Annotated in this window: 11 protein-coding genes; 6 read left to right on the plus strand and 5 right to left on the minus strand. The window is 40.3% G+C overall.

Annotated elements, in window-relative coordinates; genetic code table 11:
- Nucleotides 1–58 precede the first annotated feature (58 nt).
- Nucleotides 59–529 (plus strand): DinB family protein, encoded by a 471-nt coding sequence (locus tag KO02_RS10155; RefSeq protein ID WP_038698022.1) that lies wholly within the window; start codon nt 59–61, stop codon nt 527–529.
- A 65-nt stretch (nt 530–594) separates the two neighbouring features.
- On the opposite strand, the gene KO02_RS10160 is transcribed toward KO02_RS10155, so the two are convergent.
- From KO02_RS10160 to KO02_RS10175, 4 genes are all read right to left on the minus strand, one after another.
- Entirely contained in the window at nt 595–1,554 is a 960-nt protein-coding gene (locus KO02_RS10160) for a helix-turn-helix transcriptional regulator (protein ID WP_038698024.1), read from the minus strand.
- 209 nt (nt 1,555–1,763) lie between these two features.
- Nucleotides 1,764–2,762: an ATP-grasp domain-containing protein gene (locus tag KO02_RS10165; protein WP_038698026.1), complete on the minus strand. Its 999-nt coding sequence runs from the start codon at nt 2,760–2,762 to the stop codon at nt 1,764–1,766.
- Nucleotides 2,763–2,775: 13 nt separating this feature from the next.
- Nucleotides 2,776–4,614 (minus strand): flavohemoglobin expression-modulating QEGLA motif protein, encoded by a 1,839-nt coding sequence (locus KO02_RS10170; protein ID WP_038698029.1) that lies wholly within the window; start codon nt 4,612–4,614, stop codon nt 2,776–2,778.
- Entirely contained in the window at nt 4,601–5,386 is a 786-nt protein-coding gene (locus tag KO02_RS10175; protein ID WP_051960272.1) for an N-formylglutamate amidohydrolase, read from the minus strand. The genes KO02_RS10170 and KO02_RS10175 overlap by 14 nt, the downstream gene beginning before the upstream one ends.
- A 119-nt stretch (nt 5,387–5,505) precedes the next feature.
- Here KO02_RS10175 and KO02_RS10180 point away from each other — a divergent pair, with 119 nt between their 5' ends.
- Genes KO02_RS10180 through pdeM form a run of 4 tightly spaced genes read left to right on the plus strand, consistent with a single transcriptional unit; the run spans nt 5,506 to nt 11,240 of the window.
- The gene (locus KO02_RS10180; protein ID WP_038698030.1) at nt 5,506–6,522 is read left to right on the plus strand and encodes a ligase-associated DNA damage response exonuclease; all 1,017 of its coding nucleotides are present in this window, start codon (nt 5,506–5,508) and stop codon (nt 6,520–6,522) included.
- Nucleotides 6,523–6,536: 14 nt separating this feature from the next.
- The gene (locus tag KO02_RS10185; RefSeq protein ID WP_316929687.1) at nt 6,537–8,117 is read left to right on the plus strand and encodes an ATP-dependent DNA ligase; all 1,581 of its coding nucleotides are present in this window, start codon (nt 6,537–6,539) and stop codon (nt 8,115–8,117) included.
- Nucleotides 8,114–10,606: a ligase-associated DNA damage response DEXH box helicase gene (locus KO02_RS10190; protein ID WP_038698034.1), complete on the plus strand. Its 2,493-nt coding sequence runs from the start codon at nt 8,114–8,116 to the stop codon at nt 10,604–10,606. Before KO02_RS10185 ends, KO02_RS10190 begins: the two co-directional genes overlap by 4 nt.
- Nucleotides 10,590–11,240: a ligase-associated DNA damage response endonuclease PdeM gene (gene pdeM / locus KO02_RS10195; RefSeq protein WP_051959857.1), complete on the plus strand. Its 651-nt coding sequence runs from the start codon at nt 10,590–10,592 to the stop codon at nt 11,238–11,240. Before KO02_RS10190 ends, pdeM begins: the two co-directional genes overlap by 17 nt.
- Nucleotides 11,241–11,320: 80 nt before the next feature.
- On the opposite strand, the gene KO02_RS10200 is transcribed toward pdeM, so the two are convergent.
- Nucleotides 11,321–12,313, minus strand: a complete 993-nt coding sequence (locus tag KO02_RS10200; RefSeq protein ID WP_038698036.1) for a 2-hydroxyacid dehydrogenase — start codon at nt 12,311–12,313, stop codon at nt 11,321–11,323.
- A 424-nt stretch (nt 12,314–12,737) separates the two neighbouring features.
- Between KO02_RS10200 and bla the strand changes: the two genes are divergently transcribed.
- Nucleotides 12,738–13,643 (plus strand): class A beta-lactamase, subclass A2, encoded by a 906-nt coding sequence (bla, locus tag KO02_RS10205; RefSeq protein WP_038698038.1) that lies wholly within the window; start codon nt 12,738–12,740, stop codon nt 13,641–13,643.
- Nucleotides 13,644–13,680: the final 37 nt, after the last annotated feature.

Consider the following 13,680-nt stretch of genomic DNA (forward strand, 5'->3'; position numbering starts at 1 on the left):
GACAATAGGTTGTCAATATCACGGCTATTTTTGACATATCAATTTAAAATAGAGCGATATGAATACAGTAGCAATTATTTCGAAAGAAGAATTATTGAAACATTGGTTGGGACATCGAAACCTAACAAGAAAGACAATTGAAAAATTTACTGAAGAGGACCTTTTTACTTTTTCGATACCGGGAATGCGGACATTTGGTGAATTGGCCAATGAGTTGATATCAATCGCTGTACCTGGGTTGACAGGTATTGTCAATAGACAGGTAACCGGTTACTCCGAAGCGAATAAATACGAAACCAAAGCTGCTATATTGGAAGTATGGGATCAGCATACAGAAGAGCTCAAACAACTTTGGGCGCAACTCAAAGAGGAGGATTTTCATCAGACTTTTAACCTGTTTGGTGAATATGAGTTCCCGATTATAGAGAATGTTCTCTATTTTATCGATAATGAAGTACATCATCGTGCACAGGGATTTGTGTATCTGCGCGCTTTAGGTATCGTACCTCCATTTTTCTGGGACCGTTAAGATCTTTTTCTATAATAGCAGTTATCGATAGGAGAGAAGGCCTAATTTGTATGAGGCCTTCTTTCTTATTTTAAACGCAGAAGTTGTAATTGCAGGATTGATTTTACCTTTTCTTTTAAGGAATCGGGGCTGATTATATCTGCATGGTCGCCAAACATCATAAACCAGCGCGCAAAGCCCATGTCAGCGTTTTTGATATCAAAAATCATCTCCACTTGACCATCTTTTAGGCTTTCTTCTTTAAAACCAAAATATTTGCGTTCCCAATGCAGGTAATGCGCAAATAATGGGTCGACATGAATGACCACACGTGTAAATGTAGCTTCTAATTCTCGTTCTGCTAGGTATTGTTCTAGATCGGGATGTTTCTTGAATTGCAGCTGATCCAATATCTTGATATTGGAGATACGATCCGTTCGAAATTGTCTGTAATCGTTCCGTACTAGACAAAAGGCATAGATATACCAATGATTACTTTCATGAAAGACACCTATGGGTTCTATTTCCCTAATGGTAGCCTCTTGTTGATAAGCGGCCTGATAACTGATCTCCAATACATTTTTTTGTGCAATGCACTGGAAAAGCGTAGTTAGTGTATTAGGAAGTGCTTTGCTCAATTGATTGTGTGATATGGACCTCATAACCACATTTTTGTCTATGGTTTCCATCCAATCTTTATCCGAGCTTCGTATAATTGCCTTTAGCTTATAGATCGCCGAAGAAAAATGATCTTTCATTTCTTTGTCGATAAATTTAATCGCGAGTTTCTCAGCTGCAACAAAACTCGATATTTCTGGTTTTGTAAACATCATGGGGGGTATTTTGTACCCTTCTACCAGTTCGTAACCTAGACCAGCTTCGCCGATAATGGGTATCCCTGCCGCAGTTAGGCTTCTAATATCGCGGTAAATAGTCCTAAGGCTGACCTCAAAACGGTTCGCTAATTCTTGTGCTTTGACTGTCTTCTTCGACTGTAGTTGTATTAAAATAGCGAGTATGCGATCAAATCTGTTGAGTTCTTCCACTTTAAAAATCTTCTTCTGAATGCGATTGAATATGGGTTTAAGATATAGAATAAATTTTAAAGAGAACCATTGAAACGGATATATTTATAGATTTTGTTTTGATATCTTTCATTTAATTAATATAGTTATCCTTGCTCACCTTAATGAAAGGTTGAGTATTTCAGTTTATATTTCATAAGCATTCATTTCGTCTTAGATGGTTCAATATTTTATTTTTTCAAAGTTGATTGTTCAAGATCCGCGATGATTGCGGCAGCATAATCTTCACCATTTAGTGCAGAGGCTAGTAGTAAAGCGCCGGGGCTGAAGACGTTAATCTCCATGATTTTATCTGCAATAATATCGAGGCCTACGAAATACATACCATCTTTCGCTAGTTTCTCTGCAACTTTTTCGACCATAGCTAATAGTTCCGGGCTGATGATTGCTTTTTGTGCCTTGGCTCCCTGATGGATGTTGCTCCTTAGCTCGCCAGCAGGTTGCACCCGATGTACACTGGCGTATTTTCCATTGATGACGAGAGGTTTTCCGTTGAGTAGGAAAAAGCGGATATCACCATATTGCGCATCGGGTAGGTATTCCTGTGCGATCAAATAACCATCGCGGCAGATGACTTCGACAATTTGCTTGAGGTTTTTACTTTCTAGCTCATTTACAAGAAATACATTCTTTCCGCCCGAGCCTTTTAAGGGCTTTAATATGATCTTATTATTTTCCTTTTCAAAAAACTCTTTTACATCGTCATAACTACGGGTGACGATGGTTCTCGGACGTATCTCCTCAGGGAAATTTTCAAGATAGAGTTTGTTTTCGGCATCAATAAGGGCGCGCGGGTTGTTCAGCACTCTGACACCAAGATTTTGTGCTAGTTGTGCAAATTGCAGCCCCATAGCGGCAGCCCATGGTCTATTGATCATATCAAGAACCGGGTCATATCGGAGCCATAGGATATCCAATTCATGTAGAAAGACTCTTTCCTTAGTTGTGGATCGGAGCGTGTCAATCAGTTGTTCGGTGTCTGAAATATCATCGATATGGTGTACGGCTCGAGCATGGGCACCAACCTGATCTTGATCGAGATAAACAAAATCTGCCAGTCCGATATAATAAATAGAGTGGCCTCGCTGGAGCGCTTTTAGTGCTAATAATGTGGTGGTGAAACTTGCCTTTTCTTTGTGTGTCTGATTGATGATAAATGCGATTTTCATGTCGGATAGTGCTTTAAAAATTTGAAAGGTTGAAAATATTGTCTCCTGCTTTGATTTTATCTATATTCTGTAAATATGGTTCTGATAAGTAACGCGGTTTTAAGATTGGATTACTTAAAAGACCTCTTTGTGTCAATTCTTCTACAATCGGAATGTAGTCCTCTCTAATTTTGCCAATAAGAAGTGGAGATAAACTTCTTCCTTCTCGGATGTAGGTAATAATGCTCATAAGACCCTTGAGGTAAAGCGCGTCTTTGGTCAATCCGCCACCACGATAAACACGAGTACAGATCGAAAAGGCTGTCTCCTCCGTGAAGTGGTAATGGTCTACCAATAAAAAGAAAGTATCACTAAAATTATGACCAGCCAATAGATGATGTACGGCGACTACTCGGGCTGCAATGATGCGTAATCGATCGCCGCTCAGTTCATTGACCATATATTCCGAAAACACAGCTAACCCTTCTTGCAATTGCTCGTATCCTGGTACTCCCAAGCTGAACAATTTAAAGGGTTGTGACTTACCATTGAAATAGGTGACGATATGCGTACCGACTTCATGTTGGATCAGTGCTCTAGCTCTAGATTCTTCGACTTCGTAATATTTACTGATGTTAAGGACACCGCGATTGACCATAATGCCCGTGATGTCTTCTCGAATTCGGACTCCGGTCTCCAGCGTGGGCAGTTGTTGCCGGAGGTATGCGAGCTCTTCTTTTGCCAATTTTGCAAATGCTGTAGCATTGATCATTTTTTTTGGTGGCGCTTTTTTCTTCCCATTACGCTCATATACCAATAATATCGCTTTTGCAGTCTCGAGTAAATTATCACTCACATTACCAAAAACTTGTAGGCTGCCATGTAAAAAGCCCTCATTTCCACGGTCGATCAACATGGTCATCATGGCATCTAATTCTTTACGCTTGTCCCTAAAAAGATAGGCTATGGTCGGATCGTCGATATCTTCTATTCTCAGGTCATATAAATGCCTCTTGACCAACTCTGGGTCGATTGGCATTGGCCTATACCTGAATTTAGGTGATTTTAAGAACTTATCTTTTTTGAACTGTAACCAAGCTTCACGTGTATTTAGGGGACTTACTAATAATAGAAAATCAAATTTTTGACTTTCGACCGCTAGATTTTGATCTATTTCCATGACCAGAGGCTGTAGTTCTGTGGTCTTTAACATTCTGAACTGAGAGACCTTCAACGAAGTATAGAGTCGCACAAATTCCAAGAAATTCTTGCGCAGGCTTTTTGTAAAAACGTCGCGATAATTTCTCAGAATAAGAGGGTATGCATTTCCTGTAAGCGCATCGATATAATGTGGCTTTATCGCAATTCCCGTATAAATAAGCTGTTTGTATTCCTCGGCCAAAGGGTTGATGAATGGGACTGTCCCAGGAGGTGTAGGCGATTTGGCATCTTTTTGAATTGCAATCGATAACGCCAGATTCTGGTCATTGGTCTTAAAATCCTTGATAAACTTTTGGGCGATTGGTAAGGCCGATTTTTGAGATATGTGTAGTGTTACATCGTTGTCCATGTCTTTGTTCTGCCAGATTTCGATCAGTTGACAGGCACCGAATTCATCAATCAGTTGCCGGATAATGGGCGCTGCAACAGCGTTAAAGTCTAAGTCGGACTCTTTTCCCACCACTGAACAAGTTTCCGACTTTGCCAAAGTGGATAGCATCTGATCTTTCCCTTCGGGAGGTATGCGGTAGACTAAAAGTAAGGGAATAATGCGCTTTAGAACAAGTTTACTATCTTTTGAAAACTGTATGTGAACGGGTTCTTTTTGTGTGATGGATGTAACTGCTTTTGCGATTGCTTTACTTTGATCCATAATGATTTTGATAGCTTTGTTTAATGAAAGAGATGGAAGAATATAGTATTTTTTTGAGTGACTCAATATGCTCAAGATTAGGGACACCGGTCCATTCATTCATAAAATCCTTTCTAAATTCAATGGATAGAACACAGCCTTTTTGACCATATTTACTGCTGATCCACTTAGAAAGATATCCTCCAGAAAATTTAACGTTTTCTCGAGCGTCAATAGTTTGTCCATTGATTTTGTGCTCCTTCAGGTATTTCATGAAGTTGTCAATCAACGGTCTCCAGATACCGGTATTATTAATCGTCCCGATATTGATTTGTGGATTAGTCTTAGTATCTACCACCTCATCAGGACCCAAGCGCTTGGCATTGTAGCTGTGGATGTCATAAATGATAAAATAGCCAAACTGTTGGATGCTGTTTTCGATTATGAGTGACAGCAACTTCTGAATATAATGATAAGATTGATGCAGTTGTGCTACAATTGCTTTGGTAGGGGGCTGTTTCCATACCTGTAAACCCCAAGCCTGGTCCGGATGGATATAAACAGCATCTTGAATGGGTCTATTAAGGTCTATTTGAAATCTAGAAGTTTTGATCAGGAGCCTATTGGTATCAAGATCTGTTAATAGTCCTGTATAAGGGTCTTCTTCTCTTAATCTTTCGGATTCAGAAAGATTCATGAGAGGGGAGATTTGATTTGCAATTTGATGTCCATCGTGAATGGCCAATGCTAGAACTGGTCCACCTTTTTCTTCTAAAACATATTGAATTTCCATATTGCTTTTTTGCTTATATAAGTAGATCATATAAGGGATAAACAATTGGGTAGCTAAATAGTTTGTATGCCATGAAGGAAGGTGTGTAAACTAATTTTCAAGATACTTGTTATTTGATTATGGGATTGATAAGTTTTACGAATCGGGGTATCTATTGTCAACAGGGTGATTTTTATATAGACCCTTGGTTACCGGTAGATTATGCGGTGACCACACATGGGCATGCCGATCATGTACGATGGGGAAATAAATATTACCTGTGCCACCATTTAACCAAGGCTATTATTAAATGTAGGATAAGTGAGGACTTGATTGTCGAGTCTTTAGGGTATGGCGAGACCATAAGCCGAAATGGTGTTCAGATTTCTTTTCATCCAGCAGGACATGTAATTGGTTCGGCGCAGGTGCGTTTAGCCTATAAAGGGGAGGTATGTGTGCTCTCTGGCGATTATAAGACCGAATACGACGGTATAAGTACTGCTTTTGAGCCTGTCAAGTGCCATACTTTCGTTTCTGAAAGTACTTTTGGACTTCCAATCTATAATTGGCTGCCGCAGGAAACCATATTTCAGGATATCAACCAATGGGCCGACAAGAATAGGGAAGAGCATAAAACGACCGTACTCATCGCATACAGTTTGGGTAAGGCCCAGCGTCTAATGCAAAACCTGGCAGGACATAGGCCTATTTATGTTCATAGAAGTATTGCACGGTTAAATGCGGCAATTCAACAGGCTGGTGTATCCTTGCCATCATATACAGAGATTTCAGCAGAGACAGGTAAGGACGAGTTGCAGGCTGGGATATTGATCGTTCCCCCCGCTATGCGGGATACCAAGTGGATCAAGAGTCTGCATACGGCAGCGGTAGGAGTCTGTTCTGGATGGATGCAGGTGCGATCGCACAGGAGGTGGCAAAGCGCTGATGCCGGTTTTGCTCTGAGTGATCATGCGGACTGGAACGGATTGATCGATGCGATTCGGGCAACTGAAGCAGAGAAAATATATGTTACTCATGGTTTCACCTCTGTTTTTGCTCGTTACTTGACAGAGCAAGGATTGGATGCCGAAGCGGTTTCAACGCAATTTGGAGTGGAAGATGATGAAAGGATAGAAGAGAAGGAGGTGAGCATTTGAAAAGGTTCAGTAATTTGATTTCCAAACTGGAGCAAAGCAATAAGACGAATGATAAACTAGCGGCACTTGTACACTATTTTTCGGAGGCTGATGAGGTGGATAAAATATGGGTGATTGCGTTATTTACAGGTAAAAAACCCAAAAGGACCATCAATACCAAGTTATTGAAAGAATGGATAACAGAAATCACTGATCTACCCATTTGGCTCTTTACCGAGTGCTACCACAATGTAGGTGATTTGAGTGAAACAATTGCGCTACTATTACCCCCTCCAACCGCACATTCGGATATTCCTTTACATCAATGGATATTGGATTTGAAAAGGTTAGTAAGCAGTAGCGATGAAGATAAAAAACAGTTTGTTTTCGATGCTTGGATGAAGTTGGATGTACAGGAACGGTTTGTCTTTAATAAATTGATCTCGGGTAATTTTAGAGTGGGTATCTCTGGTAAGAATTTGATACATGCCTTAGCCAAGCTCACGGGGCTAGAGGTAAACCACATTACCCATAGTATAATGGGAAAATGGGATCCTGAACAGATCACCTACACAGACCTGTTAGAAGGGGTGCATGTCAATACCGATAACTCATGGCCTTATCCCTTTTGTTTGGCAAATCCAATCGAAGTTCCGGTGCAGGAATTGGGGGCAATTGCCGATTGGCAGGCAGAGTGGAAATGGGATGGTATTAGAGGACAGCTCATTAAAAGGAATGACGAGCTATTCATTTGGTCCCGCGGTGAAGAGTTGATCACGGATCAATTCCCTGAATTGCATATTGCGCTGGAGGGTCTTCCGAATGGAACGGTCTTAGATGGCGAGATTTTGGCTGTGAGAGATGGCGAAGTGCTGTCTTTCAGTACGCTTCAGCAACGGTTGAATAGGAAGACCATTCTCAAGAAGCAATTGGAACAAGCACCTATTTCTTTCTATGCCTACGATCTGTTGGAGTATGGCGGACAGGATATGAGGGGGGAAAGCCTACGAAAAAGGAGATTCCTATTGGAACAGCTATTGCCCATCGGTAAGATCATTCAACCCTCACCAATTGTTTCTTTCGATACATGGGAGAGTTTAGTGGAAACGAGAAAAAAGTCACGAGAAATGAACAGTGAGGGGCTTATGTTGAAACATCAGGATTCTTTATACCATAGCGGACGAAAAAGAGGTGATTGGTGGAAATGGAAGATAGAACCTTTTACCGTTGATGTGGTAATGATATATGCGCAGAAAGGTAGTGGAAGAAGGGCTAATTTTTTTACTGATTACACCTTTGCGGTAAGGGATGGAGATCAATTTGTGACCATAGCCAAGGCGTATTCTGGATTGACAGATAAGGAGATTAAAGAGGTCAATCGATTTGTAGTGAAAAATGCCATTGAAAAGTTTGGGCCTGTAAGAACAGTAAAGCCGGAATTGGTGTTTGAAATTGCTTTTGAAGGGATAGCTTTAAGTAAAAGGCATAAAGCGGGGCTGGCACTGCGTTTTCCAAGGATCGTGCGCTGGAGAAGGGATAAGAAAGTCGAGGATATCAATACAGTGGAAGATCTACGAGTGCTATTAAAATCAACGATGAGGGAAAGCGAGTTATGAAAAAAACTGTTGGCTATCAAAAGGTCTTAAAATGGCTTAAGGTAAATAAGAAGAAACCCTTTCCATTTCAGGAAAAAACCTGGGAAGCTTACCTCGCGGGTTATAGCGGTCTACTGAATGCGCCTACAGGTTTTGGGAAAACCTACGCTGTCTTTTTGGCTCCGATCATCGCCTATCTGAATGAAGGGCCTATACCTAAAAAGGCTAAGCTTGGGTTGCGTGTTATCTGGATTACACCATTGCGGTCATTGTCCAAAGATTTAGCTCGTGCTATGGAAGAGGCTTTATTTCAACTGGATATCGGATGGCGAGTAGGGGTGCGCAATGGCGATACTTCGGTGTCTGAAAAGCAGAAACAAAAACGTGCGATGCCCCAAGTACTATTGATTACACCTGAAAGTCTACATCTTCTTCTGGCACAAAAAAACACGGAAGCCATTTTTGATAATCTTTCCTGTATCGTAGCAGATGAATGGCACGAATTATTGGGGAGTAAGCGTGGCGTGCTTGTCGAATTGGCGCTTTCGCGGATAAAGGGAATCCTACGATTTCGGGAAAACAGGGTGCTACAGATTTGGGGGATTTCGGCGACTATCGGTAATCTTGAAGAAGCATTGGCAGTGTTACAACCGGATGCTGCGGTCTTAAAAACGATTGTAAAAGCCGATTTTGAGAAAAAAATTCAGATACAATCGATCATTCCGGAGACAATCGAGATGTTGCCTTGGGCAGGGCATTTGGGTATCAAGCTGGCGGATAAATTGATTCCCGTTATCAAAAAAAGCAGAACGACATTAGTCTTTACAAATACGAGAAGCCAAGCTGAAATCTGGTTTCAACATCTTTTGAAGATCCACCCAGATTTTGCGGGACAGATAGCCATACATCATGGCTCTATTGATCATGAACTGCGTAACTGGATTGAAGACGCGCTTCATACTGGCATCTTAAAGGTCGTTATTTGCACTTCTTCATTGGATCTAGGTGTCGATTTTAAGCCCGTTGATACGGTCGTCCAGGTAGGGTCTCCGAAGGGGGTGGCTCGGTTTTTACAGCGTGCCGGAAGAAGTGGGCATTCACCATTTGAAACATCAAAGATCTATTTTATGCCTACGCATGCACTCGAACTCCTCGAAGTAGCGGCAATCAAAACGGCCGCGAAAACCGGCCAGATTGAAAGCAGGGAGCCTTTTGTCTTGACTTTTGATGTCCTGATACAATATCTGGTCTCATTAGCAGTGGGAAGTGGGTTTGATGACAAGATTATCTTTGACGAGGTCAAAAATACCTTTGCATTTGCGGATTTATTGGAAGAGGAGTTTCAATGGTCCATGCACTTTATAACGCAAGGAGGGAGCAGCTTACACGCTTACCCTGAGTTCCATAAAGTGGTACTGGATGAAGCGGATGGATTATGGAAAGTAACCAGTCGGCAGATTGCTATGCGGCACCGCCTGCATATTGGGACTATCGTGAGTGATGCGATGCTGAAGGTTAAATTTATGAAGGGTGGTTATATCGGTATGATAGAGGAATATTTTGTTTCCAAACTTAAGGCTGGTGATCGTTTTAATCTAGCCGGGAGGAGCTTAGAGTTTGTCATGGTCAGGGATATGCTTGTGCTGGTGCGAAAAAGTAATCATAAAAAGGCGATAACACCGAGCTGGCAAGGGGGGAGATTGCCGTTAAGTTCCAATCTGGGAGCTATCTTGCGTACCAAGTACAGTCAAGTATTAGAAGGAAATGAAGAGGAGGAAGAACTGAAAGTCATAAAGCCCCTATTCCAATTGCAGGAGGCCATTACACATGTTCCATTAGTGGATGAGTTTTTGGTCGAATTGATTAAAACCAGAGAAGGATATCATCTTTTTGCTTACCCTTTTGAAGGGAGACTGGTACATGAGGTAATGGCTGCATTGGTTGCCTATCGGATTTCCAAATTAATGCCTATCACATTTTCTATCGCTATGAACGACTATGGTTTTGAGCTGTTGAGTGATCAGCAGATCCCGATGGATGACGCCATCGTCTATGAAGTCTTTTCTCCTGAAAACTTGAGTGAAGATATTAATGCAAGTATCAATGCTACCGAGATGGCCAAAAGAAAATTTAGGGATATTGCTTGTATATCGGGTTTGGTTTTTCAGGGTTATCCGGGCAAATATATCAAGAACAAACAGATCCAATCATCTTCTTCTTTATTTTTCGATGTCTTTGAATCTTATGATCCTCGTAACCTATTATTGCGACAGGCCTATGATGAGAATTTTCATTATCAACTGGAGGAACCGCGATTGATGATGGCTTTACAAAGAATACAGAAAAGTGCCATTATATTGAAGACTGCCACTAGGTTTACGCCCTTTTCTTTCCCTATAAAAGTGGACAGTATGCGCGAGAGTATGAGTTCTGAGGAACTTGAAGCACGAATTGAAAGAATGAAGGCCGAAGTATTTAAAGATTTGGATAAAGATGGTGAGCCTAATTAAAAGAGGTTTGGAGATCGTATTGGATAATGATCGAGCCCTATACATTCCGCAATATGGCCTATTGGTTATCAGCGATTTTCACTTGGGCAAATCCGGTCACTTTAGACGGGAGGGATTACAGATTCCAAGTGCGGTATCGCAGCGAGATATCATGCGATTGGATGGATTGGTGCAAAGGTATGATCCGCAGGTACTTTTGGTGACGGGAGATATGTTCCATCATCAACATAATGTCGATTTGGAGGAATTTCGAGTTTGGCGCCAATATAATAGGCACTTGGAGATCATTCTAGTAAAGGGTAACCATGATAAATTACAAGCATCTTACTACGATGAATTGCAGATCCAGCTTTATCTGAATCAGTATGAAATAGGTGAATTTTGTTTTGTACATGACAGTAAGGATGCTCCTGATAACGGTCGGTTTGTCTTTTCTGGACACCTGCATCCAGGAGTTTTATTAAAAGGATCAGCAAGACAAAAGATGCGATTGGCATGTTTTGTCTTTGATGAAAATACAGCCTTACTACCTGCTTTTAGCTTATTTACGGGTTTATATATGATTGCGGCCAAGCCAGGGCAGCAAATCTTCGCAGTGACTGAAAGCCAGGTCATGCCGGTCAATATGTGCTAATAAAATTTTTCCTCTACTGGGATAGGATTGCCTTTTTTCAAAAGGAGAAGTATGAGCAATGTGTTTTTTTATAATACGTTCTATAGCAATACCTCTAGGTCGGTTATTCCATTATGTGCCAAATCTGAAATACTTTTAAGTGTTCTTTTAGCTATTTCCTCCATAGCCTCTTGGGTAAAGAAGGCCTGATGCGCAGTTACCAAAACATTCGGAAAACTCATCAATAATTGAATTGTGTCATCTTGTATGATAGTGGATGATAGGTCTTTAAAGAAAAGTTTTTCTTCCTGTTCATAGACGTCAATCCCCAGTAGTCCAATTTTTCTTTCCTTTAATGCTTTGATTGCATCGTGGGTATGGATAAGATTTCCTCTACTGGTATTGATGATGGTCACACCTTCTTTCATCTTGTCAATAGATTCCTTATTGATGAGATAATGATTCTCAGGGGTAAGTGGGCAATGTAAGGAGATGATATCAGATGTTGAAAATAGAGTGTCTAGCGTAACATATTTTACTCTTAGATCCATTAATTCCACGTCTGGGTAGAGGTCATAAGCAACTACCTCTGCACCAAAACCCAGCGCTATTCGGGCAAATGCTTTGCCTATCTTACCTGTTCCTATGATACCTATTTTCTTCTGGTACAGGTTAAAACCCAATAATCCATTGAGGGAAAAGTTTTGTTCCCGTACACGGTTATAGGCTTTATGTGTTTTTCGGTTTAAGGTCAAGAGCATCGCCATGGTATGTTCAGCCACTGCTTGGGGTGAATAAGCAGGTACTCGGCAGACCCGAATGCCGAATTCTTTTGCTGCTGCTAAATCGACATTATTAAAGCCAGCACATCTTAATGCGATGAATTTCACTCCTTTCTGAGCGAGAACTTCCAATACTTTCCTATTCAAAACGTCGTTGACAAAAACACATACAGCCTTTTCATCTTCAATCGCATTCACAATATGTGGACCAAGATGCGTTTCGAAAAAATTAAAATCAAAGCTATATTTTTCATTTTCTTTCTCGAAGAACTCTTTATCGTAAGGTTGGGTTGAAAAGAAAGCTATTTTCATAAAAATTATTATTTATTGGAACTAATGCGTTTTTATTTACACGGGCACACATTCAATTCCGTTCTGCTGAATGAGTTATGATTTGTATTTCATGCGTCTTTTAAAGTTACGAAACTTTCGGGTAATATGGTCAGCAATTTTCAACTTGATTTCTGTTAGTTGTAGTCTGTAGGGTAATTTCAGTTTTAATTTTTTTTAGATAGATATGCATTTTTATAATTTATTTTTTAGGCGTAACTAACGCTCACTTTATATATACATAATATGATGACTCAGATTGAATTTGCATAAAATGCTAAGCATATTTTAAGTGCGGATAATCAAGTAGGTTTAGTAAGTTGTTTAAAGCCTTTTTATTGTGTTTCTAAGTTTATATCTTTGGGTATCGGTCATCTGTTAAAGACATGAATATAACAAACATCTTATGCTAAAGCTTATAAAATTAACTTTAATCTTGCTCCTTTTTTCGTTGCAGATTCATGCTCAAAGTATGGATAGTTTACGTACTAATTTAGAAAACATCGTGCAGTTGAAAGATGCATTAGTAGGCATTGCGATTACAGGAATAGATAAACAGGATACGTTGGGGATTAATGCGGATCGTCATTTACCCATGCAAAGTGTTTTTAAAGTACCGATCGCTATTGTCATGTTATCTGAAATCGATAAGGGTAATTTTGAACTTGACCAAGAGATTAAGATTACTAAAAAAGATATGACACCTGAGATATGGAGTCCGATTAGAGAGAAATATCCTAAAGGGGTAACGCTTACTATACGGGAGATTTTGGAATATACGCTGACATTAAGTGATAATATTGGATGCGATGTCATTCTAAAGCTCCTTGGTGGACCTCAGGTGGTGGAACGTTATTTTACCAATATGGGGTTTTCAGATATTTCCATTAAAATTAACGAGAAAACGATGCAAAGTGATTGGGAATCCCAATTCCGGAATTGGGCTACCCCTCGGGAGATTAATAAGATATTACAAACTTTTTATGTCAATGAAAAGAATTTATTATCGTTGGAGCAATATGATTTTTTATGGAGCACGATGATATCCACAAATACCGGATTGAATCAATTGAAAGGCCAACTACCAAAACATACCGTCGTTGCTCATAAAACCGGGTCGTCTGGTACCCATAAAAAAACGGGAATAACAGCAGCTTTAAATGACGTAGGCGTTATCTTACTTCCTAATGGAGAATATTTTGTTATAAGCGTCTTTGTCACGAATTCAAAAGAAAACCAGGAAACGAATGAAAATATAATTGCGGATATAGCCAAGCAGGCTTGGGATTATTTTGTGAATAAAGGGAATTAAAATACGATGGTGCACAGGATATGCATCGTGGACAAAT

Origin of the sequence: Sphingobacterium sp. ML3W (genome assembly GCF_000747525.1) — a bacterium.
In the GTDB taxonomy this organism is placed as follows: domain Bacteria; phylum Bacteroidota; class Bacteroidia; order Sphingobacteriales; family Sphingobacteriaceae; genus Sphingobacterium.

Excerpts from the sequence above, each read along its gene's own strand:
- KO02_RS10175 (WP_051960272.1), bottom strand. The coding sequence starts at position 5,386 with ATGGAAATTCAATATGTTTTAGAAGAAAAAGGTGGACCAGTTCTAGCA.
- bla (WP_038698038.1), top strand. The coding sequence starts at position 12,738 with ATGCTAAAGCTTATAAAATTAACTTTAATCTTGCTCCTTTTTTCGTTG.
- KO02_RS10200 (WP_038698036.1), bottom strand. The coding sequence starts at position 12,313 with ATGAAAATAGCTTTCTTTTCAACCCAACCTTACGATAAAGAGTTCTTC.
- KO02_RS10170 (WP_038698029.1), bottom strand. The coding sequence starts at position 4,614 with ATGGATCAAAGTAAAGCAATCGCAAAAGCAGTTACATCCATCACACAA.
- KO02_RS10155 (WP_038698022.1), top strand. The coding sequence starts at position 59 with ATGAATACAGTAGCAATTATTTCGAAAGAAGAATTATTGAAACATTGG.
- KO02_RS10180 (WP_038698030.1), top strand. The coding sequence starts at position 5,506 with ATGGGATTGATAAGTTTTACGAATCGGGGTATCTATTGTCAACAGGGT.
- pdeM (WP_051959857.1), top strand. The coding sequence starts at position 10,590 with ATGGTGAGCCTAATTAAAAGAGGTTTGGAGATCGTATTGGATAATGAT.
- KO02_RS10165 (WP_038698026.1), bottom strand. The coding sequence starts at position 2,762 with ATGAAAATCGCATTTATCATCAATCAGACACACAAAGAAAAGGCAAGT.
- KO02_RS10190 (WP_038698034.1), top strand. The coding sequence starts at position 8,114 with ATGAAAAAAACTGTTGGCTATCAAAAGGTCTTAAAATGGCTTAAGGTA.